This is a genomic window from Anaeromyxobacter diazotrophicus (assembly GCF_013340205.1).
GTDB classification, from domain to species: Bacteria; Myxococcota; Myxococcia; order Myxococcales; family Anaeromyxobacteraceae; genus Anaeromyxobacter_A; species Anaeromyxobacter_A diazotrophicus.
Genome location: NZ_BJTG01000008.1, coordinates 177,755 through 203,060, shown reverse-complemented (window position 1 = coordinate 203,060; position 25,306 = coordinate 177,755). Strand labels below are relative to the sequence as shown.

Genomic DNA, 25,306 nt, shown 5'->3' with positions numbered 1-25,306 from the left:
CCGACGCGGCCCCGGCCCGCGCGGCCCGGCGGTTCCCCGCCGCAGCGGGCGTGGTCAGGTTTCCGGGATGAAGCGTCCGCGCGCGGGTGAGGAGATCGCCACGGAGCGGCGGAGCGCGGGGGAGCTCGACGCCCGCGCCGACGCGATCGCGGCGTTGAACGAGGCCGAGGTGCCGTTCCTGGTGGCGGGGGCCTACGCCTTCTTCGAGTACACCGGCATCTTCCGGGACACGAAGGACCTCGACGTCTTCCTGCGCCGCCGCGACCTGGAGGACTCCTTCGTCGCCCTGGAGCGGGCCGGGTTCCGCACCGAGCTGCTCGACCCGGGCTGGCTCGGCAAGGGCTACCGCGGCGAGTGGTTCGTGGACGTCATCTTCTCCTCCGGCAACGGCGTGGCGGTGGTGGACGACCTCTGGTTCGAGCACGCGCGGCCGGGCGAGGTCATGGGCCATCCGGTGCTGCTCGCTCCGCCGGAGGAGATGATCTGGTCGAAGGGGTTCGTCTGCGAGCGGGAGCGCTACGACGGCCACGACGTGGCGCACCTCGTCCACGCCTGCGGCGACGGCATGGACTGGGAGCGGCTCCTGGCGCGCTTCGGCCCGCACTGGGAGGTGCTCCTCGCGCAGCTCCTCATGTTCCGCTTCGTCTTCCCCTCCGACCGCTCGCGGGTGCCGGAGCGCGTCATGCGCGAGCTCCTGCGGCGCGCCGGGGAGGGGGTGGCGGAGGGCGACTGGGCGCGGCGCGTCTGCCGCGGGCCGCTCGTCTCCAGGGTCCAGTACCGCCACGCGCTCGACCGCCTCGGCTACGAGGACGGGCGGGCGCTGCACGCGCGGCAGCGGGCGGAGGGCGCCGCGCCCGAAGGGAGCGAGGATGGAGCGGTCGTTTCGCCTGGCCGCGCTCGGTGACCTGCACTGCCGCGAGGACCAGCACGGGCGGTTCCGCGAGCTCGTCCTGGCCGTGAACGGCGAGGCGGAGGGCCTCGTCCTGTGCGGGGACCTCACCGACCGCGGGCTGGTGGAGGAGGCGAAGACGCTGGCGGAGGCGCTCTCGGAGCTGCGGGTCCCCTGCGCCGCCGTGCTCGGGAACCACGACTACGAGGCGGGCCAGCAGCGCGAGATCTGCCGCATCATGCGCGAGGCCAAGGTCCACCTCCTCGACGGCGAGTACGCCATCCTCGACAGGCGGCTCGGGGTGGCCGGCGTGAAGGGCTTCGGGTGCGGCTTCGACCGCGCGACCCTGCAGGCGTTCGGCGAGCCGGCCGTGAAGGCGTTCGTGCAGGAGGCGGTGAACGAGGCGCTCAAGCTCGAGGCGGCGCTGGGGCAGATCGACACCCCGCACCGGATCGTCATCATGCACTACGCGCCCATCGCGGCGACGACGCTGGGCGAGGGGGCGGAGATCAAGGCGTTCCTCGGCACGAGCCGGCTCGCCGCCCCGGTGGACGCCTTCGGCGCCCAAGCGGTGTTCCACGGCCACGCGCACCACGGCACGCTGGAGGGCCGGACGCCCAAGGGCGTCCCCGTCTACAACGTGGCGATGCCGCTCCTCAAGAAGGCGTTCGACCGGCGCTTCCGGATCATCGACGTCGAGCCGCCGGAGGAGCAGCCGCTCGCCGCGGCCGACGGCCAGCCGGCCGGCCTGCACTAGCCCGCTAGTGCCGCATCGGGGGCGGGCCCGCCGCCTTGCGGACGCGGTCCAGGATCTCCTCCATCCCCACCGACTTCGGGATGTACCCCTGGGCGCCCAGCAGCTCGGCCTCCCACTCGAAGCCGTAGGCCGAGAGGATGAGGATCGGCACCGCGGCGCTCTTCGCCTCGCCGCGCATCCGCTCCATCACGCCCCAGCCGTCGAGGACCGGCATCTTGAGGTCGAGCAGCACGATGCCCGGCTGCTCGTCCTTCACGCGGGCGAGCGCGACCTCGCCGTTCTCGGCCTGCTGCACCGGGTACCCGGCCTCGCTCAGGACCTCGGAGAGGGCCTCGCGGAAGTCGTCGTCGTCGTCGACGACCAGGATGTACTGGCCGGGTGTCATGCGGCGCCGCCGTCCCTCAGCATCCCTGCGATCTCCCCCGCCACGCGGCGCGCGTCAAGGATGCGATCGGGGTCGAGGGAGACGGCCCCCACCACGGGGTGCCCGCCGCCGCCGTAGCGCTCGCACAGCCGGGCGATGTCGTGCGTCCGCGTGACCTTCGACCAGGGGTTGGACCCGACCGAGACCTTGGCCCGCTTCGGGTCGCGGGAGACGACCACCGTGTAGCGCGCGTCGGGGAAGAGCTCGTAGGCGATGAACTTGTTCGCGCCCTGCACCTCGGTCTCGGAGAGGTCGACCTCGACCACCCCGCCCTCGACCCGGGCCAGCCGGCGCACCGTCTCGATGGAGCGGAAGTGGCGCTCGAGGATGGGGGCGAGCGGGGCGGTGACCCAGGGCTCGGCCGCGATCTCGGCCAGCGGGCGCACGCGCAGCGCCTCGATGATCCGGGTCTGGAGGGAAGGGTCCTGCGTCGCCTCCAGGAGGGCCATGAGCCGCAGCGCCGGCTCCTCGAGCCGCACCGGCATGGCGGCGCTGGGGAAGCGGGCGGCGTCGATGAGGTCGGCCCAGCGGAGGAGGTCCGCCAGGTCGGGCGCGGTCCAGCCGAAGCGCGCCTGGAGCGTGCGGGCCATGAAGCCGGCGCAGGACGGGGCGGTGGGATCCCAGAACTTCTGCCCGGAGGCGTCGCGCTCGAAGACCGCCCGATCGCCCGCCGGCTTGAACGCGCTCTGGTGGTGGTCGAACCACCAGTGGAGGGCAGGGGAGGGCGAGAAGCGGAAGTCGACGCAGGCGTTCACGTCGGCGTCGAACGCGCCCGGCGGGAAGGGGTCCTTCTGCGCGTGCTGCAGGGGGAAGAAGGAGGTGGCCTCGAGGCGCGCGCCCTCGCGCTCGGCGAAGAAGCGGCTGAAGACGGCCGCCGAGGCGCAGCCGTCGAAGCAGTTGCCGTGGTGGAGGACCTTGAGGCGCATGGCCGGAGTGTGTCGTAGGGCGGGGGCTCGTCCCCCGCCGCGCTTCACGTAGGGCGGGAACTCGTTCCCCGCCGCGCGCGGCAATCTAGTGACGCGCTGCGCGCCCGGTCAAACGAGAAAGCACCCCGCGCCCCGAGGTCGACGGAGCGGCGAGCGCGGGTTAGACTGCGCCCCGCATGGACGCCACGCGTGTCGGGGCACTCCTCGACGACCGCAAGTTCGATCTCCGGCTGACGCTGGTGGCGGGCAAGAAGGGGCTCTCGCGCAAGATCTCCAGCTCCCGCATCCAGAAGCCCGGGCTGGTCCTGGCCGGCTTCATGGAGTACCTGCACAAGGAGCGGCTGCAGGTCTTCGGCAACACCGAGATGAGCTACCTCACCACCATGCCGCCCGAGCGCGCGCAGGAGGTGCTGCGGCAGTTCTTCGCCCAGGACATCGCGTGCCTGGTGGTGACGAAGGGCATCGGCGTCCCCCCGGCGCTGGCGGCCACCGCCGAGGAGGCGGGCGTGCCGGTGCTGCAGACCACCCACCTCTCGTCCACCTTCATCGAGAGCGTCCAGAACTACCTGGAGGAGATCCTCGCCGCGCAGGCCTCGATGCACGGGGTGCTGCTCGACGTCTTCGGCGTCGGCATCCTGCTGCTCGGCAAGAGCGGCATCGGCAAGAGCGAGATCGCGCTCGACCTCGTCATGCGCGGGCACCGCCTGGTGGCCGACGACATCGTCGACGTGAAGCGGATGGCGCCCGAGAGCGTCTACGGCACCGGCTCCGAGATCATCAAGCACCACATGGAGGTCCGCGGCCTCGGCATCATCAACATCAAGGACCTCTTCGGCGTGGCCGCCATCCGCGAGCGGAAGAAGATCGAGATCGTGCTCGAGCTGGTGGAGTGGGACCCGAACGTCGAGTACGACCGGCTGGGCGTGGAGGAGAAGAAGTTCCGCATCCTCGACGTCGAGATCCCCATGCTCATCGTGCCGGTCCGGCCCGGGCGCAACATGACCACCATCATCGAGGTGGCCGCCCGCAACCACCTCCTCAAGCTGCAGGGCCACCACTCCGCCAAGGAGTTCCAGGAGCGGCTCAACCGCGCCATCGCGCTCGCGCCGGGGGCGCGGGGCGGAGAGCTGGACGTCGAATGACGCAGCGCCAGGGCCCCGAGCGCCACCCCGTCGACCTGCGCCCGCCGCTCGAGCCGCGGGTGGTCATCCTCACCGGCGTGTCCGGGTCGGGGAAGTCCACCGCCCTGCGCGCGCTGGAGGACGCCGGCTTCTACTGCGTCGACAACCTCCCCATCGTCTTCCTGGAGAAGCTGCTCGAGCTCTCGGCGCACACCGCCGGCGAGGTGACCCGCATCGCGCTGGTGGTCGACGCGCGCGAGGGGCGCTTCCTGGCCGAGGCGCCGCGCGTCATCGAGGAGGTGCGCCGCCGCGGCACCCGGGTGGACGTGGTCTTCCTCGACGCGACCGACGACGCGCTCCTCCGCCGCTACTCCGAGACGCGCCGCCGCCACCCGCTCGGGAGCGGCTCGGTGCCGGAGGGCATCGCCGCCGAGCGCAAGGCGCTCGAGGGGCTGAAGGCGGTCGCCGACGAGGTGGTCGACTCCTCGTCGCTCAACGTCCACGAGCTGAAGCGGCTGGTGCACGGCCGCTTCGTCGAGGGCGCCATCGAGAAGATGGGCGTGACGGTGGTCTCCTTCGGCTTCCGCTACGGGCTGCCGAGCCACGCCGACGTGGTGCTCGACGTCCGCTTCCTGCCGAATCCGTACTTCGTCCCCGAGCTCAAGCCCTACCCCGGCACCGACGAGCGGGTGCGCGACTACGTGCTCGGCCAGCCCGACGCGCGTGCCTTCCTCGACCGCTCCCTCGACCTCTGCAACTTCCTCCTGCCGCGCTACCGGGCCGAGGGGAAGAGCTACCTCACCATCGCCATCGGCTGCACCGGCGGCCGGCACCGCTCGGTCGCCATCGCCGCCGCCATGGCCAGCGCGCTGCAGGAGGCCGGCACCGACGTGCGCCTCTGGCATCGCGACCTGGAGAAGGAGTAGGTAGACGCCATGGTCGGTCTGGTGGTGGCGGCGCACGGGGGCCTGGCGGAGGAGCTCATCCGCACCGCCGAGGGCGTGTGCGGCAAGCTCGAGCAGTGCCGCGCCGTCTCGGTGAACGGCGCCGCCGGCATGGACGACGCGCGGGCGCACCTGGCCGAGGCGATCAAGGCGGTGGACCAGGGCCAGGGCGTGCTCGTCCTCACCGACATGTTCGGCGGCTCGCCCGCCAACCTGGCGCTCACCTTCCTCGACGACCACATCGAGGTGCTCACCGGCGTGAACCTGCCGATGCTGGTGAAGCTCTCCACCTGCCGCGCCGAGGGCGCCTCGCTCCGCGACACCGCGCAGATGCTGACCGGCTACGGCCAGAAGAACATCACGCTCGCGAGCGAGGTCCTGCGGGTCCGCGCCCGGACGGCGCGGTGAGGGGAAGCGGGAAGGGCGCCGCCCCCTCGCGCTCCCCGCTCGCTCCGGCCGAGCCTCCTCCGGCTGCCCCTCCGCCCGCAGCCTGCGCGAATTCCGGCGCGCTCTCGCTTAGACTCGTGGGGTGATCACCCTCCTCCGGGTCGACAACCGCCTCCTCCACGGCCAGATCCTCGAGACGTGGGCGCCGCGGCTGCGCGCCCGGCGGGTGGTCGTCGCGGACGACGAGGCCGCGGCGAGCCCGCTGGCGCAGGCGGCCATGACGCTCTGCCTGCCCCCCGACCTGCCGGTCGACATCCGCCGCCTGGCCGAGATCGACTGGGGCGCGCTCGGGGCGAGCCCGGACGCCGTGCTGGTGCTGGTGCGCGAGGTGTCGGCGCTGGCGCGCGCGGTCGAGGCCGGGCTCACCCCGGCGCTGGCGCCCCGCGTCAACCTGGGCAACGTCCACTACGCGCCGGGGCGCCTGTCGCTGACGCCGTCCGTCTACCTCTCCGAGGAGGAGGTGCGGACGGTGCAGGAGCTCGCGCGGCGCGGCTTCGAGCTCGAGGCGCGGGCGGTGCCGTCGGACGCCCCGGTCGGAGCGGCCGCCCTCGCGGACAAGTACGCGGCCGCCAGGGGCGGGCGCTAGTGTACATTCCCGTGGCCGTGTCCTACCTCGCCCTGGGCCTCGTGGCCGGTCTCGCCGCCGTCGAGCGGAAGGGCTTCCTGCAGGCGATGCTCTCGCGCCCCATCGCCATCGGTCCGCTGGCGGGCCTGGCGGTGGGCGACGCCGCCTCCGGCCTGTTCGTGGGCGCCCCCCTCGAGCTGCTCTGGCTGGGCGCCGTGAACCTGGGCGCGGCCCTGCCGGTCCACGAGGCGCTCGGGACCTGCGCGGTGGCGGCGGGCACCGCGCTCGCGCTGCACGGGCTCGGCGCCGCGGGGATCGGGGGTCCGGCCGCTCTGCCGGCGGCGGCCGCGCTGGCGCTCGCCCTGTGCGCCCCGCTGGCGCTCCTCGGCCGCCGCGCCGACCGCCTCGTCGAGCGGGTGAACGAGCGGCTGTACGCCCGCGCCGAGGCCGACCTCGCCGCGGGCGACGCCGACGCGGCGGCGCGGGTGAACCTCTACGGCCTGGCGCTGCCGTTCGGCATCGCCTTCGTGCTCGCGCCGCTCGGCGCGGGGCTGGCGGCGCTCCTCATCCCGCCGCTCCTCGAGCGCGCCGGGGCGGCCGGAGCGGCGGCGCTGGCGGTGGGCTGGGCCGCCTTCGGCGGGTTCGCCTGCGCCTCGGGCGCGAAGGCGCTGCGGGCCGCCCGGGCGCGCACCTACTACCTCGGCGCGCTCGGCGCCGGCGCCGCCGCGCTCCTGGCGGTGTGGGCGCTGCGGAGGACGTGGTGAGCGCCCCCGCCGCCGCGCTCGCCCGGCGCGTGCCGGCGCTGGTCCTCGCTCGCTGCTTCGGCCGCGGGCTCTTCCTGCAGGCGGCCTGGAACCGCCGCGGCATGCAGAACCTGGGCTTCGCCTACGCCATCGCGCCGGCCTTGCGGGCGCTCTACCCCGAGCCGGCGGCGCGTCGGGCGGCGCTGGCACGCCACCTGGGGTTCTTCAACTGCCACCCGTACGCCGCCGCGGCCATCCTCGGGGGCGCCATTCACCACGAGGAACGGGTCGCCGCCGGTGCCGAGCCGCCGCAGGCGCCGGTGACCTACAAGGCGACGCTGCAGGGGCCGCTCGCCGCGGTGGGCGACGGCTTCTTCTGGACGGCGCTCCGCCCCTCCTTCGGCGCGCTGGCGGCCGTGGCGGCGCTCGTCTTCGGCTGGCCGGGGGTGGTGGCCGCGCTTACGCTCTACAACGCGATCCACCTCACCCTGCGCATCGGCCTGTTCCGGGCGGGCTACCGCGAGGGCGACGCCGTCGTCGGCGCCATCGCCCGCCTGAGCTTGCCCGTCGTCGCCGACCGCCTCCGCCTCGCCGGCGCCGCGCTCTGCGGCGCCGCCGCCGCCACCTACGCCGCCCTGCCCGCCACCCGCGCCGTGGCGCCGCTGCTCGCCCCGGCCGCCACCGCCGCCGCCGCCGCGGCCGGTTACCTCCTGCTCGCCCGCGGGGCGCGCCTCTTCCCTGCCACCTACGCCGCCCTCGCCGGCGGCACCGGCGCCGCGCTGCTGGCCGGCCGCCTCCACGGGAGCCTCTAGTGGCGCGCCTCGAGCGGATGTTCCTCATCGTCAACACCCTCGGGCTCCACGCCCGGGCCGCGGCGCAGCTCGTCCAGACCGCCAACCGCTACCGGGCCGAGGTGCAGGTGACGAAGGACGGGGCGGAGGTGAACGGGAAGAGCATCATGGGCGTCCTCACCCTCGCGGCGGCCAAGGGGACGCAGATCGTGGTCGCCTGCGAAGGCGAGGACGCGCAGGCGGCGATGGACGCGCTGGCGAAGGTCATCGAGAACGGCTTCGGGGAGAAGTGAGCGACGGATGGGCTCTCACACGCTCATGGGTCTCGCCGCCAGCCCCGGCATCGTCGTCGGGCGCTGCTGGCCGGTCGACCGCAAGCGGGTGCGGGCGCCGCGGCGGCGCGTGACGGTCGAGGAGGTCCCGGCCGAGATCGCGCGCTTCAAGGCGGCGCTGGAGGCCTCCGATCGCCAGCTGGCCGAGGTGCGCGAGAAGGTGGAGCAGCTGGAGGGCGCCGAGCACACGGCCATCATCGACACCCACCGGCTCATGCTGAAGGACGAGATGCTGGTGGACGAGGCGCAGCGCCTCATCCGCGAGGATCAGATCAACGCGGAGTGGGCGGTCAAGCGCGCCATCCGCAAGATCAAGGCCGCCTTCTCCGAGCTCGCCGACGACTACTTCAAGGAGCGGCGCGCCGACGTCGAGTACGTGGGCGAGCGCATCATCAAGAACCTCACCGGCGAGGCGGCCGAGGTGCCGGAGCCGCCGCCGGAGGGCGCCGTCATCGTGGCGCGCGACCTGTCCCCGGCCGACACCGCGCTGCTCCTCCACGAGCGCAAGGTGGCCGCCTTCGTGACCGACCTCGGCACGAAGACCTCCCACACCGCCATCGTGGCGCGGGCGCTCGACGTCCCGGCGGTGGTCGGGGTGGGACGCCTCAGCGCCCTCGCCGACCGCGGCGACTGGATCGTGGTCGACGGGCAGCGCGGGGTGGTGGTGCTGAACCCGTCGCCGGGCGAGCGGAGCGACTACGAGGCGGCCCGCGAGCGGTGGCTCACGCAGGAGCGGGAGCTCATGGCGACGAGCCAGCTCCCCGCCACCACCACCGACGGGGTGCGGGTGGAGCTGGACGGCAACATCGAGTTCGCCGAGGAGGTGAAGAGCCTGCTCGCCCACGGCGGGGAGGGCGTGGGCCTCTACCGCACCGAGTTTCTCTACATGGGCCGCAGCGACCTGCCCACCGAGGAGGAGCACTACCGCACCTACCGGCAGATCCTGGAGCAGCTCGCGCCGCGCCCGGTCACCATCCGCACCTTCGACCTGGGCGGCGACAAGCTGCCGCTCGGCGTGCGCACCCACGACGACAACCCGGCGCTGGGCCTGCGCGCGGTGCGCTACTGCCTGCGCCACCCCGACATGTTCCGCACCCAGCTGCGGGGCATGCTCCGCGCCAGCGTGCACGGCCACCTGCGCATCATGTTCCCCATGGTCTCGGGGGTGAACGAGCTCCGGGCGGCGAAGCGCTTCCTGGGCGAGGCGCGCGAGGAGCTCCGCCGCGAGGGCGTCGAGACGCGGCTGCCGCCGGTCGGCATCATGGTGGAGCTGCCGTCGGCGGCGATCATCGCCGACCGCCTGGCGCGCGAGTGCGACTTCTTCTCCATCGGCACGAACGACCTCATCCAGTACACGATGGCGATCGACCGGCAGAACAAGGACGTCGCGTACCTGTACCGGCCGCTGCACCTCGCCGTGCTGCGCACCCTGAAGCTCGTCTGCGACGCCGGGCGGCAGGCCGGCATCCCGGTCTCGATGTGCGGCGAGATGGCGGGCGAGCCGCTCTTCGTGCTCGTGCTGCTCGGGCTCGGCATGACCGAGCTCTCCATGAACGGCGGCAGCATCCCGCTCGTGAAGCGCATCGTCCGTCAGGCGAGCGCCGCCGACGGCCAGCGCCTGGTCGGGCGGCTCCTCGAGCTCACCGCCGCCGACGAGATCGAGCGCGAGGTGCGCTCGGAGATGGGCCTGCGCTTCCCGGGGCTCCTCGACGACATGGCCGTGGGCCCGGTCGCCGGGTGAGGGGCCGTCCGCTCGCTCCCGCGCCCTCCGCTCCCGGGGCTGCGGCGGCGAAGCGTCCGTGATATTGACAGGTTCGACCTCCGCCGCGTAGCTTCGCCCCCCGCTCACCACCACCACCAGGGACCACCCGCATGCCCGCCAGCGACTACCTCTTCACCTCCGAGTCGGTCACGGAAGGCCACCCCGACAAGATGGCCGACCAGGTGTCGGACGCGGTCCTCGACGCCGTGCTGTCCCAGGACGAGAAGGGGCGGGTCGCCTGCGAGACGCTGCTCAAGACCGGCTACGTCATGATCGCGGGCGAGATCACGACCAGCGCCAAGGTCGACTACCCGCGCCTCGCGCGCGAGGTGGTGAAGCGCATCGGGTACACCTCCGGCGAGATGGGCTTCGACGGGAACACCTGCGCCGTGCTGGTGGCGGTCGACCAGCAGTCGCCGGACATCGGCCAGGGCGTGGACACCGGCGGCGCCGGCGACCAGGGCATGATGTTCGGCTACGCCTGCGACGAGACGCCGGAGCTCATGCCGGCGCCCATCCACTACGCGCACGCGGTCACGCGCCAGCTCGCCAAGGCGCGCAAGGCCGGCCTCGACTTCCTCCGGCCGGACGGCAAGAGCCAGGTGACCGTGGAGTACCAGGACGGCAAGATCGTCCGCCTCGACACGGTGGTGGTCTCGACCCAGCACGCCGAGGACGTCTCCAACCGCAAGCTGCACGCCGCCATCCGCGAGGAGGTCATCGCGAAGGCGCTGCCGAAGAAGCTGGTCGACCGCAAGACCAAGATCTTCATCAACCCCACCGGCCGCTTCGTCATCGGCGGCCCCATGGGCGACACCGGCGTCACCGGCCGCAAGATCATCGTCGACACCTACGGCGGCATGGGGCGGCACGGCGGCGGCGCCTTCAGCGGCAAGGACCCCTCCAAGGTGGATCGCTCGGCCGCCTACATGGGGCGCTACATCGCGAAGAACGTGGTCGCCTCCGGGCTGGCGCGCCGCTGCGAGGTGCAGGTCGCCTACGCCATCGGCGTGGCCGAGCCGGTCTCGGTCATGGTCGACACCTTCGGCACCGGCAAGGTGTCCGAGGAGCGGATCGCGGCCGCCGTGCGCGAGGTGTTCTCGCTCACCCCGCGCGCCATCATCGAGCACCTCGACCTGCTCCGCCCCATCTACGAGAAGACCGCCGCGTACGGCCACTTCGGCCGCTCCGAGAAGGAGTTCACCTGGGAGCGGACCGACAAGAAGGACGCGCTGCGCGACGCGGCCGGCACCGGGAAGGTGCGCGCGGCCGTCGCCTAGCGCGCGGGCGCCGCCATGGTCGACGCGCGCGTCCTCGCCTTCGCCGGCATCGCCGCGCTCCTCACCCTCACGCCGGGCGCGGACACCATGCTGGTGGTCCGCAGCGCGCTGGTGCGCGGCCGGCGGGCGGGCCTGCTCACGGTGCTCGGCGTCGGCAGCGGGCTCTTCGTCCACGCCACGCTCTCCGCGGTGGGGCTCTCCGCCCTGCTCGTGCGCTCGGCCCGCGCCTTCGAGCTCGTGAAGCTGGCGGGCGCGCTCTACCTGGTGTTCCTGGGCGTGCAGGCGCTCCGCGCCGCCGCCCGGCCCGGCCCGGCGCGCGCCCCGGAGCCCGCCGCGGCCGGCGAGCGCCGCGCCTTCCTCGAGGGGCTCCTCACCAACGTCCTCAACCCCAAGGTGGCGGTCTTCTACCTCGCCTTCCTGCCGCAGTTCATCGGGCCGGGCGACCCGGTGCTGCGCCGGTCCATCCTGCTCGCCTCCATCCACTTCGCCGAGGGGCTCGTCTGGCTCTCGCTGGTGACGCTCTTCGTGGCGCGGCTCAGGCCGGTCCTGGCGCGGCCCGGGGTGCAGCGGGGCCTGGAGGGGGTCACCGGGGCCGTGTTCATCGCCTTCGGGGTGCGGCTCGCGACGAGCCGGAGCTGACCTCGCGCCCCGGCCCGGTGGCGCGGGGGCGGAGCGGCTCATAAGATGCCGCGCCCATGACCCTCCTCGTCGCGGTCGTCCTCGGCCTGGTCCAGGCGGCCACCGAGTTCCTGCCCGTCTCGTCGACCGCCCACCTCCTCGTGTTCGGCGAGCTGCTCGGGCAGCGCCTGTCCGACGAGCAGTTCCGCGCCTTCGTCACCATCATCCAGACCGGCACCACCCTGGCGGTCATCCTGTTCTTCCGCGAGGAGCTGTACGCGCTCACCCGCGCCGCGCTCCGCGGGCTCGCCCGGGGCAAGCCGCTCGAGAGCGGCGAGGCGCGCCTCGCCTGGCTCATCGTGCTCGGCACCATCCCGGCGGCGGTGGCGGGGAAGCTCCTCGAGCGGCGCATCGAGGCGCTCGGGAACCTCACCATCGCCTTCTCGCTCGTGGTCTGGGGGCTCATCCTGCTCGCCGCCGAGCGGCTGGCGCGCCACCGCCGCACGATCGAGGACGTCGGCCTGGCCGACGCGCTCGCCATCGGCTGCGGGCAGGCCCTGGCGCTCGTGCCCGGCACCTCGCGCTCGGGCGCCACCATCACCACCGGCATGGCCCTCGGCCTCAAGCGGGAGGACGCGGCGCGCTTCAGCTTCCTGCTCTCGGTGCCCATCACGCTCGGCGCCGGCCTCTACAAGCTGAAGAAGGCGCTGCCGGCGCTCTCGGGGCAGCACGCCTGGGCCATCGCCACCGTCGTCGGGACGCTCACCGCGCTCTTCGCCGGCTACCTCGTCATCGGCTGGCTGCTCGCCTACCTCCGCACGCGCACCACCTACCTCTTCGTCGCCTGGCGGCTCGTCGCCGGCGTCCTCATCGGCGTCCTCCTCTGGAAGGGCGTCCTCCCCGGCTCCGACGAGGCGCCGGCGCCGGCGCCCGTGCACGCCCCCGCCGCCGCGAACGCGCCATGACGCTGGGGGGGCTCCGCGCCGTGCTGGAGGGGCACGTCCCGGGGGCGTTCCCCTTCGACCGGCTCCGCCCCGAGCACCTGCCCGACGGCGGCCTCGCCCGCGCCGCCGTGCTCGTGCCGCTGTTCGAGCACGAGGGCGAGCCGCACGTGCTGCTCACCGTCCGGCCGGGCCACCTCAAGCGCCACCCGGGCCAGGTGAGCTTCCCCGGCGGCCGCATCGAGGAGGGCGAGGAGCCGCGGTCGGCGGCGCTGCGGGAGGCCGAGGAGGAGATCGGCCTCGAGCCGGCGCGCGTGGAGGTGCTGGGTCAGCTCGACGAGACGCTCGTGCTCGTCTCCGGCTTTCGCTTGACGCCCTGGGTCGGGCTGGTGCCATATCCCTACCCCTACGTGGCCCGCCCTGGCGAGGTGGAGGCGATCGTGTACGTGCCGCTCTCCGCCCTGGCGCGTCCCGGCGTCCACCGCACCGAGCACCGCGAGGCGTACGGGGAGCGGCACCTGGTGCACTACTACGATCTGCCGGGGCTGACGATCTGGGGCGCCACCGCGCGCGTCCTCGACGAGCTGCTCGGCCTGTGGAGCGGACGATGAAGCTCTTCCCGGTGGTGATGGCTGGCGGGTCCGGCACGCGCTTCTGGCCGCTCTCGCGCAAGGCGCGCCCGAAGCAGTTCCTGGCCCTGGTCGGCGAGACGCCGCTGCTCGCGGCCACCGTCGCGCGCCTGCCGCCGCTGGCGAAGCTCGACCGCACCTTCGTGGTGTGCGGGCCAGCGCACGCGGCCGCAGCGCGCCGCATCCTCCCGGACCTGCCCAAGGACAACCTCCTGGTCGAGCCGTGCGCGCGCAACACCGCCCCCTGCGTCGGGCTGGCCGCGCTGCACGTGGCCCGCCTCGACAAGAAGGGCGTCCTCGCCATGCTGCCGGCCGACCACCACGTGGCGCGGCCGGCGGCGTTCCGCGAGGCGCTCGCGGCGGCGGCGGAGGTGGCGCAGGGCGGGGCCATCGTCACCCTGGGCGTGAAGCCGTCGCGGCCGGAGACCGGCTACGGCTACCTCAAGGTCGGCGCGCGGCTCGACGGCCCGCCGGGCGAGGGCCGCGAGAAGCCGCGCGGGAAGGCGAAGCCGGCGCCGGCCAAGCCCGCCGCCGACGGCGGCGCGGTCGCCCGCCGCGTCGCGAAGTTCGTCGAGAAGCCGGATCGCGCCACCGCCCAGCGCTACCTCGCGGACGGCGGGTACCTGTGGAACAGCGGCATCTTCGTGTTCCGGGCCGACGTCATCCTGGACGAGATCCGGCGCACCCTGCCCGACCTCGGCGAGCAGCTCGAGCGGATCGACCGGGCCATCGGCACGCCGCGGGCGGCGCGCGCGCTGGCCGAGGCGTTCCCGCGCTGCCCCGCCATCTCCATCGACTACGGCGTCATGGAGAAGAGCGACCGGATCGCGGTGGTGCCGGGGGACTTCGGCTGGAGCGACGTGGGCAGCTTCGACGCGCTCCGCGAGGTCCGGGCCCAGGACGCGCGCGGCAACGTGGTCGAGGGCGAGGCGATGATCTTCGACGGGAAGGACAACGTCGTGCTGGGGCTGCCCGGGCGCCCGCTGGCGGTCATCGGCGTGGACGACCTGATCGTCGTGGACGCGGGCGACGCGGTGCTGGTGTGCCGCCGCGACCGCGCCCAGGACGTGCGCAAGGCGGTGGACGAGCTGAAGCGCCGTGGCCGCGAAGAGATGACCTGAGGCGCGCGGCGCCGGCGCCGCCCCGTCCGCCCCGGGCGGGCGCCCGGGCCCGGCGCGGGCGGCCACCTTCGGGCGCGACGCGGAGCCGCCACCCCCCTTACATTCCCGACCGAGGCCCCGCACATGGCGAGCACCATCTCCCCCACCATCTTCCGCGAGTACGACGTCCGGGGGCTCGTCGACCAGGATCTCACCGAGGACGCGGTCGAGGCGATCGCCCGCGGGCTCGGGACGATGGTGCGCCGCGCCGGCGGGAAGCGGGTGGTGCTCGGCCGGGACTGCCGCCTGTCCGGCGAGCGCTTCGCGCGGCGCGCCCTCGCCGGGCTCACCGCCACCGGCGTGGACGTGGTGGACCTCGGGGTGGTCCCGACGCCGCTCACCTACTTCGCCGCTTACACGCTGCCGGTGGACGGGCTGTGCATGATCACCGGCTCTCACAACCCGGCCGAGTACAACGGGCTCAAGGTGGGCGTCGGCAAGCGGACGCTCCACGGCGAGGAGATCCAGGAGCTCCGCCGGCTGGTGGCCGCCGGGCGGTTCGCCGCCGGGCAGGGCCGGGTCGAGCCGCACGACGTCGTCGGCCCCTACCGCGCCTACGTCGGCGAGAACCTGCAGCTCGGCCCCCGCAAGCTCAAGGTGGTGGTCGACGCCGGCAACGGGACCGGCGGGGCGGTGGCGGTCCCGATCTTCCAGGCGCTCGGGCTCGAGGTGGTGCCGCTCTTCCTGGAGATGGACGGGCGCTTCCCCCACCACCACCCCGATCCCACCGTCGAGAAGAACCTCGAGCCGCTGCGGCGGAAGGTGCTGGAGGTGAAGGCGGACGTGGGCATCGCCTACGACGGCGACGCCGACCGGGTGGGCGCGGTGGACGAGCGCGGGAACGTGCTCTGGGGCGACCAGCTCATGGTCCTCTTCTCGCGCGCCCTGCTGGAGGAGAACCCCGGCGCCGCCATCGTCGGGGAGGTGAAGTGCTCGATGAACCTCTACGACGACATCGCGCGCAAGGGCGGGCGTCCCATCATGTGGCGGGCGGGCCACAGCCTCATCAAGGCGAAGATGAAGGAGGCGGGCGCGCTCCTCGCCGGCGAGATGAGCGGGCACATCTTCTTCGCCAACCGCTGGTTCGGCTTCGACGACGGCATCTACGCGTCGGGGCGCCTCCTCGAGCTCCTGAGCCGGACGGACGCGCCGCTCTCCTCGCTGCTGGCCGACCTGCCCGAGACCTTCGCCTCACCCGAGATCCGGATGGACTGCCCGGAGGAGAAGAAGTTCGAGGTGGTCCGGCGGGCGCAGGCCTGGTTCTCCGCGCGCTACGAGACGGTCACCGTGGACGGGGTGCGGATCACCTTCCCCGACGGCTGGGGCCTGGTGCGCGCCTCCAACACGCAGCCGCTGCTCGTGCTGCGCTTCGAGGCGACCAGCGCGCAGCGGCTCCGCGAGATCGAGCAGCTCGTCACCGAGCGCGTGCAGGCGCTCGGCCGCGAGGTGGGCGCCTAGGAGCGCCGGCCATGGCGGCGCGCGCGCTCGGGGTGGATCTCGGCGGCACCAACGCCCGCGCGGCGGTGGTGGACCGCGACTCGGGCGAGATCGTCGCCTCCCACAAGGAGCCGCACCGGGATCGCTCGCCGGCGGCGGTGGTCGAGACGGTCGCGCACGCCGTGGCGGCGGCGCTGGAAGGCGCCGGGGACGCGGCGCGCACCTTCGGCCGGGTGGGCGTGGGGGTGGCGGGGCAGTGCCTGGGGCGCACCGGGGTCGTGCTCAACGCGCCGAACCTGGGCTGGCGCGACGTGCCGCTGGGGGAGCTGCTCGAGGAGCGCCTCGGCGCCAAGGTGCGCATCGCGAACGACCTCTCGGCGGCGGCCTGGGGCGAGCGCCGGTTCGGGGCCGCGCGCGGGGTGGACGACGCGGTGCTGGTGTTCGTGGGCTCGGGCGTCGGCTCGGGCCTCATCCTGGGCGGGCGGCTGCACGACGGGCACCGGGGCGTGGCGGGCGAGCTCGGGCACGTCAAGGTGCGCCCGTCGCGCGCCAGCACCGCGCCCCGCCGCTGCGGCTGCGGCGAGCTGGGCTGCCTGGAGGCGTACACGAGCGGCATGAACCTCGCGGCGCGGGTCCGCGAGGAGCTCGCGGCCGGGGCGAGCTCGCGCCTCGGCGCGCTGCTGCAGGGCGACCTGTCGCGGCTCTCCGCCAGCGTGATCGACGAGGCCTGCGTGCAGGGCGATCCCTACGCCTGTGCGCTGTGGGAGGAGGTGGCGGACCTGCTCGGCAACGCCATCGCCTCGGTGGTGACCCTGCTCAACCCCGCCCGCGTCATCCTGGGCGGCGGCGTCCTCCTCGGCTGTCCCGACCTGCGCCGGCGGGTGGACGAGGTGTTCCAGGCGCGGGTCTCCCGCAGCGCCCTGGTCGGGCTCACGCTGGAGCGCGCCTTCCTGGGCGACGACGCCGGCGTGATCGGGGCGGCGCTGCTGGAGTAGGGCGCCCGCGCTGCCGGGCCGTGCTGCCTTGGAGGCGGGTCTCGACGGTGGGTGCGCGTGCGCCCGCCTCGCCCGACCCGTGGCCGTCGGAGGCGCCGCGGCTTCACCGCGCTGGAGCCGCGGGCTACAGTGTTCACCGTCGGAGATCGAGCATGCGACAGGCCGCCACATCCCGCCCGCTCCCGGCCGCCGAGCTCGACGAGCGCAGCGGGATGCTCGCGACCGTGCTCGCCACCGTCGACGCGCTCGTGCTGGCGATGGACGCCGAGGGGCGGATCCAGGTGTTCAACGGCGCGTGCGAGCGCGTCAGCGGCTACCGCTTCGACGAGGTGCGCGGCCGGTACGCGTGGGATGTCGTGCTCCGGCCGGCCGACGTGGAGCCGGTGAAGGGCGTCTTCCGCCGCCTGAGCGCCGGCCAGCGGAGCACCTACGAGAACGTCTGGGTGGCGAAGGACGGCACCGAGCGGCTGATCGCGTGGTCGAACGCGGTCCAGAGCGACCCCGACGGCCGGGTGCGCTTCGTCGTCGCGACCGGGATCGACGTCACCGAGCTGCGCCAGACGGAGCGGGCGCTGGCCGAGAACGAGCGGCGGTACCGGGATCAGCTCACCCAGGCCGCCAAGCTCGAGGCCATCGGGCGGCTGGCCGGCGGCGTGGCGCACGACTTCAACAACCTGCTCACGGTGATCCTCGGGTGCGCGGGCGCGCTGTGCCACGAGCTGCCGGCGGGGCACCCGCTGCGCGAGGAGGCCGAGGAGATCGCGGCGGCGGGGGGCGAGGCCGCCCGGCTGACCCGGCAGCTGCTCGAGTTCGCGCGCCAGCGGCCGGTGCAACCGGTGCCGGTCGTCCTCAACCACACGGTGGAGGAGATGACCGGCGTGCTGGCCCGGCTCCTGGGCGACGAGCTCCAGCTCGCGACGGCGCTCGCGCCGGACCTGGGGCGGGTGGTCGCCGATCCCACCAGCCTCCGGCAGGTGATCCTGAACCTGGTCGTGAACGCCCGCGACGCGATGGCGGGGGGCGCCGGCACCATCTCGATCCAGACGGAGAACGCCGAGCTCGGCGCGCGCGACGTGCCCGGGGTACCCGCGGGCCGGTACGCCCTGCTGTCCGTGCGCGACACCGGCTGCGGGATGTCGGCCGAGACGAGGTCGCACCTCTTCGAGCCGTTCTTCACGACCAAGCCCGAGGGGTGCGGCACCGGCCTGGGCCTCGCCACCGTCTTCGGCGCGGTGAAGCAGGCGGGCGGCCACGTGCTGGTGGAGTCCGCGGAGGGCGAGGGCGCCTGCTTCCGGATCTACCTGCCGCTGGCGTGACGCGGATCCGCGCGGCGCCTTACAGCTCGAACCGGATGGTGTACGGGATCTCGGTCGCCACCGCCGCGCCGTCCTTCCGCGCCGGGCGGAAGCGGCAGTAGGCGCGGGCGGCGCGGGCCGCCACCGCGCCGAAGCCGTGGCCGGGATCGCGCACCACCCGCGCCTCGCGCACCCGGCCCTCCTCGTCCACCAGCAGCCGCAGCCGGACCTCGCCCTCGACGCCGAGCCGGCGCGCCTCCTCCGGATACTCGGCCTTCGGGATCTCGCAGCCGAGCGGCTCGGGGAGGGTGGTCACCTGCGACGGCGCGGCGTAGCGCTCGGCGCGGTAGGGCTTCACCGCGGCGGGATCCTCCGCCCGCTCCGGCGGGCGGCCGTAGAGCGTGTTCCCGACCGGCGCGGCCACCCCGCCGGCGGTGGTGGTCGACTCCATCGAGATCCCGATGCGCGGCGGCGCGGCGCGGCTGGCGTCGGGCGGCGGGGGCGCGTTGGGCGGCGGGGGCGCCGGAGGCGCGCGCGGCGGGGGAGCCTCGCGCGGGGCCGGGAGCTTCGCCACCCGGGGGGGCCGCGGCGGCGAGCGCGGCGCCTCGCGGGCCGGCTCGGGCCGGGGAGGCTCGGGGGCCGGCAGCGCCTTCGGCGCCTCGACCAGCTCCACCTCGACCGGCGTCGCGCGTCGCGCCGCCGGCGGGCGCACCGCCAGCAGGGCCGCGAAGAGCAGCCCGTGCAGCGCCAGCGAGGCGCCGTAGAAGGCGGGCGCGCGCAGCCCGCCCGGGCGGGAGCTCACGGTTCCTTCTCGATGTTGATGGCGAAGCGCGACACCCCGGCGCCCTTCACCACGTCGATGACGCGCACCACCGCCCCGTGCAGCGAGGCCCGGTCGGCGCTGATGATGGCGCGGGTGCCCTGGTCCTTCGCCACCGCCTCCCGGCTGCGCGCCGCCAGCTCCTCCTCGGTCCGGCGGACGCCGTCGAGGTAGATCGCGCCGTCGCGCGTCAGCACCACCGCCAGGGTGGTCCCGGTCGCCTCGCCGCCGTGCGCCGCCCGGGGCAGGTCCACCTCGATCGCCTCCCGCACGATGTACGTGGCGGTCACCATGAAGATGATGAGCAGGACCAGCACGATGTCGACCAGCGGCGTGATGTTGATGCCGCTGATGAGATCGTCGTCGCCGTCCCGGCCGGCGCCGCCGCCCGCGAGGCTCGCCATGGCTCAGCGCGCCTCCGGCCGGGCGCGCAGCCAGGCCACCGCCGCGTGCCCGAGCGCGGAGGCGCGCTGGGTCGTGCGCCGCAGCCAGCGCTGGTACAGGTTGAACATCACCACCGCCGGGAGGGCCACGAAGAGGCCGACCGCGGTCGCGATGAGCGCGTCGGAGATGCCGGCCATCACCGAGCCGGCGCCGGCCGCGCCCGGGTGGGCCGCCAGGTCGGCGAAGGCGCGGATGACGCCCAGCACCGTCCCGAACAGCCCGATGAAGGGGGCGTTGTTGCCGAGGGTGCCGAGGAAGGCGAGCCGCTCCTCGTAGTCGAGGCGCGAGCGCTCGAGGTGCGCGCTCACCACCTCGGCCACCGCGTCGGGCCCCTTGGCGGCGTGCTCGACCGCCGCGCGCACGACCTCCGCCTCCATCCCGCGCCGGCCCTCCACCGCCGCGCGCGCCCCGGCGAAGTCGCCCGCCAGGAGCTGGCGCGCCAGCGCGTCCAGGCCCGGGAGGCGGCGGACGCGGAAGAAGGCGGCGCGCTCGAGCATCACCGCGACCGAGACGACGGAGAGCCCGACGAGCAGCCACAGCACCCAGTCGGCGCCGAGCTGGGTCACGGCGAGGAGCTTCTGCGTGAGCATGGTGAGGGATTCCCCGCGAGGGTGAGGCGGCTAATTAAGGAGCGGCCCGGTGGAGTGTCAAGCGGCCGGGGCGCGCCGAGAGGTCGCACGCACGGTGAATCGGCGGAGCGTCCGGTGGTGCCCCCGCCCGCGCCGCGCGCGTCCGGCGAGGTGCAAATCCATGCAAGCCAAGTTGCGCGGCCGATCTGGGCGCGGTAACCTGCCGCTCGTCTGAACCCGGAGCGCGGCCGACGAGGCGGCTCCCACACGCAGGCACCTCAACGGAGGGAAAAGATGGCGCCCAAGAAGAAGACCGCGACGAAGAAGACCGCCGCCAAGAAGCCGGCTGCGAAGAAGACCGCCAAGAAGACCACGCGGAAGGCGGCGAAGTAGCTTCACCTCGAGCCGATTCCGCTCGTTGCTGCGGCCGCCTTCGGGCGGCCGTCGCATTTTTGGGATCGCATGTCGCTCTCCGCCGCCGAGATCGCCGCCGTCGTCGCCGAGCTGCAGCCGCTCGCCGGCTCCAGGGTCGACGCGCTCCGGATGCACGCCGAGCGGGCGCTCACGCTCGAGCTGTACGGCCGGGCCGGCGCGGCCACGCTGCTCCTCTCCGCCGAGGCCGACCTCACGCGGCTCCACGCCGTGGCCCGCCGCCCGCCCCAGCCGCCGGCGCCGTTCGGCGCCCAGGCGGTGCTCCGGCGCGAGCTGGAGGGCGCCCGGCTCGCCTCGCTGTCGGCGCGTCCGGACGACCGGGTGGTGGAGCTCGCCTTCGACGCGCCCGCGGGCCCGCTCCGGCTGGTGGCGGAGCTCACCGGCCGGCACGGGAACCTCTTCCTCGTCGGCGGCGACGGGATCATCCGCCAGAGCGTCGCCCGGAACCTGTCGCAGCGGCGCGACCTCGTCCCCGGCAAGCCGTACGTGCCCCCTGCCCCGCGCGCCGCGACGGCGGCGGCGCCCGGCGGCGAGGCGGAGCCGGAGGCGGAGCGGCGTCCCGGGGCCGCCGCCGCCCAGGCCGCCGTCCGCTTCCCGCTCTCCGCCGCGCTCGAGGAGCGTTACGCCGCGCTCGAGGAGGAGCGCGCCGCGCTCGAGGGGCGGCGGCGCCTGCGGGAGCCGGTGCGCGCCGCGCTGGCGCGGGCGCGGCGGGCGCTCGAGAAGCTCTCCGAGGAGGCGGCGCGGGTGCCGGCCGCCGAGGAGGACCGGCGCCGCGCGGACCTCCTGAAGCAGAACCTGCACGCGGTGAAGCGCGGGGCCGCCCAGGCGCGGCTCACCGAGTGGACGGCCGACGGGGCGCGCGAGGTGATGGTCGCGCTCGACCCCGCGCTCTCGGCGCAGGCCAACATGGAGCGCTACTACCGCCGCTACCGGCGCATCGCCGAGAGCGCCGCCCGGGTCGCCTCGCGCGCCGCGGAGGTGCGCGGGCGCGAGGCGGAGCTCCGCGCGCTCCTCGACGCGCTCGACGCCGCCCCGCGCGCCGACCTGCCCCGGCTGGAGCGGGAGGCGCGCCGCCTCGGCGCCGCGCCGCGGCCGCCTCCTCGCCCGCGCGCCCGCCGCGACGAGCCGCTCCCGCCCTACCGCCTGTTCCGCTCGGTCGCCGGCGCCCCCATCCTGGTCGGCCGGAGCGCCGAGGCCAACGACGCCCTGACCGTCAAGGTGGCGAAGGGCAACGACCTCTGGCTCCACGCCCGCGGCCTCCCAGGCTCGCACGTGGTGGTGAAGCTGGAGAAGGGCCGCGCCCCCGACGGAGAGACGCTCCTCGACGCCGCCCACCTCGCGGTGCACTTCAGCGACGCGCGCAACGAGCCGCAGGTCGAGGTGGTGGCGACCCGGGCCAAGTACGTCCGGAAGGTGAAGGGCGCGGCGCCCGGGGCGGTCACGTACAGCCAGGAGCGGACCATTCTGCTCAGGGTCGAGCGGGAGCGCGTGGAGCGGCTGCTGGCGGCGGAGGAAGAGGTGGGGTGAGGGAAGGGGCCCCCCGGCCCGCACGCCGAGTCGGGCGGGCGTCGCCGTGACCCCGACCCCGACCTCGACCCCGACCTGGACCGCGACCTCGACCCCGACCTCGACCGCGACCTGGACCGCGACCTGCGGACGGCGACGCCCGCCAGCGGGCGGCGGGGTGGCCCTCCGAAGGAGCGCAGGCCGACCTGCGTGAGACTCCCGCCCGCCGTACTGCCGCCAGCAACGCCGGTGCCGCGCCGGCGCGCGGACCTCGTGCGCCGCGTCGGCGCGGCACGATGCGTTGCCGGCCTCCGCGCGCTTCTGAGCCGGCCGCCGTACGAACCCGGTAGGTCGTCCGGAGCGACGCCGGCGGGCCACCCCGCCGCCCGCTCGGAACCGCTGCCCGCGTTTCGCGGAGGGAGGCTCGAGTGGAGGGGGGCCCGCACCGCGGGTGCTTCCCCCGCTCCCCGCAGCCCCCGGGGGCCGTGCGCCCGCTCGGAAGCCCGCCCTCCAGGCGCCCGGCCTCACGTTCGGGGGTGTGGCCCTTGATAGGCCGGCCCGGGGCCTCGTAGCATGCCCCCGCCGTGGGCACCCGCCAGCTCGACCGCCAGCTCGATCTCTTCGGGGCGCGCCTCTGGAACCGCGAGCGGCGGGTGGCGGCCGCGAGCTCGCTCGCCGATCAGCTCTCCGATCGGTGCGGGGAGCGCGTCCGGCTCTTCGTCCACGACAACCGCTCCACCATGGTCTCGTTTCGCCGCGTCGGCGGGATGCTGCACTACCGGGTCCACCACATGTTCCTGGACGCTCCAGGCGAGGTGGTCGAAGCGCTGGCGGCGTTCGCCGGCCCCGGGCGGGGCATGGCGGCGCGGCGACGCGGCGCCGGCGAGCGGATCGACGCTTACGTCCGGGAGCACCGCGCCCGGATCGGGGACCCCCGCCCGGCGCGCCTCGAGCCGCGCGGCCGGGTCCACGACCTCCAGGCCATCTTCGACCGCGTCAACGCCGAGCAGTTCGGCGGCCGGGTCGAGGCGCGCATCGGCTGGGGGCCGAACCGGGGTGGCCGGCGGCGGCGCACCATCAAGACCGGCGTCTACGTGCAGGACGCGCGGCTCATCCGGATCCACCCCGCCCTCGACCGGCGCGAGGTCCCCGAGATGTACGTCGCGACGGTGGTGTTCCACGAGATGCTGCACCAGGTGGTGCCGGCGCTCGAGCGCGGCGGGCGCCGCGTCGTCCACGGCGCCGAGTTCCGCCGGCGCGAGCGCGCCTACCCCGACTACCGCCGCGCCAAGGCCTGGGAGGAGGCGAACCTGAGCTTCCTCCTCGAGAGCTGATCGCCGCGCGGCGCGCGCCCCGCCGAAACCGAGCGGCGGGCCGCCTGGCTGTGACATCATCCGCCCCGCGTGACCTCGTCCCACCGCCGCGCCCGGCGCCCGGGCCTCGCGCTCGCCCTGCTCGCGCTCGCGCTCCAGGGCTGCTTCCTGTGGCCCCAGCCGCGCGGGACCGAGGAGCACCCCACCGTCGTCGCGTTCGACATCGAGGGGGCGCGCGCGGTCCCGGCCCGGGAGCTGCGCACGCACCTCGCCACGCAGGAGTCCGGCCGCCGCTGGCTGCTCGTCCCCCAGCCGCAGCCGTTCGACGTCGACGCCTTCGCCAACGACAAGAAGCGCATCGCCCGCTACTACCAGGCGCGCGGCTACTACCACGCGAGGGTCACCTCGGCCGACGTCGTGCCCGACGGCCCGGGCCGGGTGCGGATCCGGATCCGGATCGAGGAGGGGCCGCCGGTCCACGTCACCCGCCTCGACGTCGATGGGCTCGACGAGGCGCCCGAGGCGCGGGCGCGCCTCAAGCTCCCGCTCAAGGTGGGCGACGTCTTCACCGAGGCCGCGTACGACGCGGCGCGCGCCGCCATCCAGGACGCCCTCACCTCCACCGGCTGGGCGCGGGCCGAGGTGGCCCAGGCGGCCCAGGTCGACCCCGGGCTCGACGAGGCGCACGTCCGGTACACCGTGAAGGCGGGGCCGCGCTACCGCTTCGGGAGCGTCTTCGTCAGCGGGGCCGCCGCCATCCCCCGGGCCCGCATCCGCGAGGAGGCGGAGCTGGCGGTGAAGCCCGGCCAGGTGTTCGACGCGACCGAGCTGCCCAAGGCGCAGGCGCGCATCTTCGACCTGGGGGTGTTCGGTGGCGTGCGGGTCAGCCCGTCGCTCCAGGCCGCGGACGAGCAGAAGAAGACCGTGCCGGTGGTGGTGGCGGTGCGCGAGGCGCCGTTCCGCACCATCCGCGCCGGCCCGGGCTTCGCGTTCCAGGCGACGCGCTGGGAGGCGGACGCCATCGCCGGCTGGCAGCACCGGAACTGGCTCGGCGGGCTCCGAAAGCTGAGCCTCGACGCGCGGGTCGGGTACGCCTGGCTGCCGAACCTCATCACCGAGACGAAGCAGGGGCCGGTGGCGCTCTTCACCGCCGACTTCACCCAGCCCGGCATCGCCAGCCGCTACGTCGACCTGAACCTCCGGGCCGAGGTGGAGCGGGGCCTCGAGCAGGCCTACGACTTCTGGGCCGAGCGGGTGCGGCTCGGGACACCCTTCAAGCTGGGCCGGCTCGTCACCTTCGTGCCCTCGGTGAACCTCGAGCTCTACGAGCTGGGCGGGATCGTCAGCCAGGAGACCTCGCTCCCCGGCGGCCAGACGAGCCAGGTGCTGCAGCTCGCCACCTGCCCCGGCCAGGACCCGAGCCTGTGCCTCCTGTCGTACTTCGAGCAGCGCCTCGCCTTCGACTTCCGCGACGACCCGCTCAACACGACCAAGGGCCTCTACCTGTCGCTCACGGTGCAGGAGGGGTTCAGCGTCAAGGGGAACGGCGCGTCGTACCTGCGGCTCCTGCCCGAGGCGCGCGCGTTCGTGAGCCTGCCGCTGGGCCTGGTGCTGGCCGGGCGCGGCCGCATCGGGCTCCTCAGCTCCGGGAGCGAGGTGCCCATCGTGGCGCGCTTCACCAGCGGCGGCCCGAACCTCATGCGCGGCTACTACACGCGCCAGCTGTCGCCCGTGTACGGGTTCTGCACCAAGCAGCCCTGCCCGCCGAACGGGACCGACTACCTGCCGGTGGGCGGGGCCGGGCTCATCGACGGGTCGGTCGAGCTCCGCTTTCCCATCTCGGGCGAGCTGGGCGGGGCCACCTTCCTCGACTTCGGCGACGTGCGGTTCAAGGCGGCCGACGCGCTCAACGTCGCGAACCTCCAGTACGCGGTGGGCGCCGGCATCCGGTACAAGACCGTCTTCGGCCCGCTCCGCCTCGACCTGGCGGCGCGGCTGCCAGGGCCGGACGGCCAGCCTGGGGTCGAGGTGATGAAGCTGTGCTCCGCCAGCGGCTGCGACTCGACCACGCCGAGCACGCGCTCGCAGCTCGTCCCCACCGGCGCCCTCCACCGCGGCACCATCCTCTCGTTCCACCTCTCCATCGGAGAGGCGTTCTAGGGAGGC

General features: G+C 74.5%; 26 protein-coding genes. 21 read left to right on the top strand and 5 right to left on the bottom strand.

Annotated features, from left to right (window positions below; genetic code table 11):
• Positions 1-67: 67 nt before the first annotated feature.
• The gene (locus tag HWY08_RS16925; protein ID WP_176067366.1) at positions 68-904 is read left to right on the top strand and encodes a nucleotidyltransferase family protein; all 837 of its coding nucleotides are present in this window, start codon (positions 68-70) and stop codon (positions 902-904) included.
• A complete protein-coding gene (locus HWY08_RS16920; RefSeq protein ID WP_176067364.1) occupies positions 870-1,646 on the top strand; it encodes a metallophosphoesterase family protein in 777 nt (258 codons plus the stop codon). The genes HWY08_RS16925 and HWY08_RS16920 overlap by 35 nt, the downstream gene beginning before the upstream one ends.
• Positions 1,647-1,650: 4 nt before the next feature.
• Here HWY08_RS16920 and HWY08_RS16915 read toward each other — a convergent pair whose 3' ends face one another.
• Together HWY08_RS16915 and HWY08_RS16910 are read right to left on the bottom strand one after the other, a co-directional pair.
• Positions 1,651-2,031, bottom strand: a complete 381-nt coding sequence (locus tag HWY08_RS16915) for a response regulator (RefSeq protein WP_176067362.1) — start codon at positions 2,029-2,031, stop codon at positions 1,651-1,653.
• Positions 2,028-2,996, bottom strand: coding sequence for a DHH family phosphoesterase (locus HWY08_RS16910; RefSeq protein ID WP_176067360.1), 969 nt, complete (start codon positions 2,994-2,996; stop codon positions 2,028-2,030). Before HWY08_RS16910 ends, HWY08_RS16915 begins: the two co-directional genes overlap by 4 nt.
• A 176-nt stretch (positions 2,997-3,172) precedes the next feature.
• Here HWY08_RS16910 and hprK point away from each other — a divergent pair, with 176 nt between their 5' ends.
• From hprK to HWY08_RS16830, 16 genes are all read left to right on the top strand, one after another.
• Positions 3,173-4,138, top strand: coding sequence for an HPr(Ser) kinase/phosphatase (gene hprK / locus HWY08_RS16905; RefSeq protein ID WP_176067358.1), 966 nt, complete (start codon positions 3,173-3,175; stop codon positions 4,136-4,138).
• Entirely contained in the window at positions 4,135-5,043 is a 909-nt protein-coding gene (gene rapZ, locus HWY08_RS16900) for an RNase adapter RapZ (protein WP_176067355.1), read from the top strand. The genes hprK and rapZ overlap by 4 nt, the downstream gene beginning before the upstream one ends.
• Positions 5,044-5,052: 9 nt before the next feature.
• On the top strand, positions 5,053-5,469 hold the full coding sequence (locus HWY08_RS16895) for a PTS sugar transporter subunit IIA (protein ID WP_176067353.1): 417 nt from the start codon (positions 5,053-5,055) through the stop codon (positions 5,467-5,469).
• 121 nt (positions 5,470-5,590) lie between these two features.
• Positions 5,591-6,094 carry a PTS sugar transporter subunit IIB gene (locus HWY08_RS16890; RefSeq protein ID WP_176067351.1) on the top strand — a complete coding sequence of 168 codons (504 nt, stop codon included), beginning with the start codon at positions 5,591-5,593 and terminating at the stop codon, positions 6,092-6,094.
• A 17-nt stretch (positions 6,095-6,111) separates the two neighbouring features.
• A complete protein-coding gene (locus tag HWY08_RS16885) occupies positions 6,112-6,837 on the top strand; it encodes a PTS sugar transporter subunit IIC (RefSeq protein WP_176067349.1) in 726 nt (241 codons plus the stop codon).
• Positions 6,834-7,628 (top strand): PTS system mannose/fructose/sorbose family transporter subunit IID, encoded by a 795-nt coding sequence (locus HWY08_RS22050; RefSeq protein WP_176067347.1) that lies wholly within the window; start codon positions 6,834-6,836, stop codon positions 7,626-7,628. The genes HWY08_RS16885 and HWY08_RS22050 overlap by 4 nt, the downstream gene beginning before the upstream one ends.
• Positions 7,629-7,645: 17 nt before the next feature.
• Positions 7,646-7,900 carry an HPr family phosphocarrier protein gene (locus HWY08_RS16875; RefSeq protein WP_235969689.1) on the top strand — a complete coding sequence of 85 codons (255 nt, stop codon included), beginning with the start codon at positions 7,646-7,648 and terminating at the stop codon, positions 7,898-7,900.
• Between the two features lie 7 nt (positions 7,901-7,907).
• Positions 7,908-9,680: a phosphoenolpyruvate--protein phosphotransferase gene (ptsP, locus tag HWY08_RS16870; RefSeq protein WP_176067343.1), complete on the top strand. Its 1,773-nt coding sequence runs from the start codon at positions 7,908-7,910 to the stop codon at positions 9,678-9,680.
• A 131-nt stretch (positions 9,681-9,811) separates the two neighbouring features.
• Positions 9,812-10,981, top strand: coding sequence for a methionine adenosyltransferase (gene metK, locus HWY08_RS16865; protein ID WP_176067341.1), 1,170 nt, complete (start codon positions 9,812-9,814; stop codon positions 10,979-10,981).
• 15 nt (positions 10,982-10,996) lie between these two features.
• Entirely contained in the window at positions 10,997-11,620 is a 624-nt protein-coding gene (locus HWY08_RS16860; protein WP_176067339.1) for a LysE family translocator, read from the top strand.
• A 56-nt stretch (positions 11,621-11,676) separates the two neighbouring features.
• Complete coding sequence (gene uppP / locus HWY08_RS16855; protein ID WP_176067338.1) at positions 11,677-12,564, top strand: undecaprenyl-diphosphatase UppP; 888 nt, start codon at positions 11,677-11,679, stop codon at positions 12,562-12,564.
• Positions 12,561-13,151, top strand: coding sequence for an NUDIX hydrolase (locus tag HWY08_RS16850; RefSeq protein WP_176067336.1), 591 nt, complete (start codon positions 12,561-12,563; stop codon positions 13,149-13,151). The genes uppP and HWY08_RS16850 overlap by 4 nt, the downstream gene beginning before the upstream one ends.
• Positions 13,148-14,290 (top strand): mannose-1-phosphate guanylyltransferase, encoded by a 1,143-nt coding sequence (locus HWY08_RS16845; protein WP_176067334.1) that lies wholly within the window; start codon positions 13,148-13,150, stop codon positions 14,288-14,290. Before HWY08_RS16850 ends, HWY08_RS16845 begins: the two co-directional genes overlap by 4 nt.
• Positions 14,291-14,413: 123 nt before the next feature.
• On the top strand, positions 14,414-15,787 hold the full coding sequence (locus tag HWY08_RS16840; protein WP_176067332.1) for a phosphomannomutase/phosphoglucomutase: 1,374 nt from the start codon (positions 14,414-14,416) through the stop codon (positions 15,785-15,787).
• Positions 15,788-15,798: 11 nt separating this feature from the next.
• On the top strand, positions 15,799-16,761 hold the full coding sequence (locus tag HWY08_RS16835) for an ROK family protein (RefSeq protein WP_176067330.1): 963 nt from the start codon (positions 15,799-15,801) through the stop codon (positions 16,759-16,761).
• A gap of 152 nt (positions 16,762-16,913) precedes the next feature.
• Positions 16,914-18,077, top strand: a complete 1,164-nt coding sequence (locus HWY08_RS16830) for a two-component system sensor histidine kinase NtrB (RefSeq protein ID WP_176067328.1) — start codon at positions 16,914-16,916, stop codon at positions 18,075-18,077.
• Positions 18,078-18,096: 19 nt separating this feature from the next.
• Here HWY08_RS16830 and HWY08_RS16825 read toward each other — a convergent pair whose 3' ends face one another.
• The 3 genes from HWY08_RS16825 to HWY08_RS16815 are packed head-to-tail and all read right to left on the bottom strand — an operon-like array spanning position 18,097 to position 19,910.
• Positions 18,097-18,858, bottom strand: a complete 762-nt coding sequence (locus tag HWY08_RS16825) for an energy transducer TonB (RefSeq protein WP_176067326.1) — start codon at positions 18,856-18,858, stop codon at positions 18,097-18,099.
• Positions 18,855-19,280: an ExbD/TolR family protein gene (locus tag HWY08_RS16820; protein ID WP_176067324.1), complete on the bottom strand. Its 426-nt coding sequence runs from the start codon at positions 19,278-19,280 to the stop codon at positions 18,855-18,857. The genes HWY08_RS16825 and HWY08_RS16820 overlap by 4 nt, the downstream gene beginning before the upstream one ends.
• Before the next feature lie 3 nt (positions 19,281-19,283).
• Positions 19,284-19,910 (bottom strand): MotA/TolQ/ExbB proton channel family protein, encoded by a 627-nt coding sequence (locus HWY08_RS16815; RefSeq protein ID WP_176067321.1) that lies wholly within the window; start codon positions 19,908-19,910, stop codon positions 19,284-19,286.
• Positions 19,911-20,351: 441 nt separating this feature from the next.
• Between HWY08_RS16815 and HWY08_RS16810 the strand changes: the two genes are divergently transcribed.
• The 3 genes from HWY08_RS16810 (at position 20,352) to HWY08_RS16800 (ending at position 25,300) form a co-directional block, all read left to right on the top strand.
• The gene (locus tag HWY08_RS16810; protein WP_176067319.1) at positions 20,352-21,848 is read left to right on the top strand and encodes an NFACT RNA binding domain-containing protein; all 1,497 of its coding nucleotides are present in this window, start codon (positions 20,352-20,354) and stop codon (positions 21,846-21,848) included.
• Between the two features lie 563 nt (positions 21,849-22,411).
• Positions 22,412-23,161 (top strand): SprT-like domain-containing protein, encoded by a 750-nt coding sequence (locus HWY08_RS16805; protein WP_176067317.1) that lies wholly within the window; start codon positions 22,412-22,414, stop codon positions 23,159-23,161.
• Between the two features lie 69 nt (positions 23,162-23,230).
• The gene (locus HWY08_RS16800) at positions 23,231-25,300 is read left to right on the top strand and encodes a BamA/OMP85 family outer membrane protein (protein WP_176067315.1); all 2,070 of its coding nucleotides are present in this window, start codon (positions 23,231-23,233) and stop codon (positions 25,298-25,300) included.
• Positions 25,301-25,306: the final 6 nt, after the last annotated feature.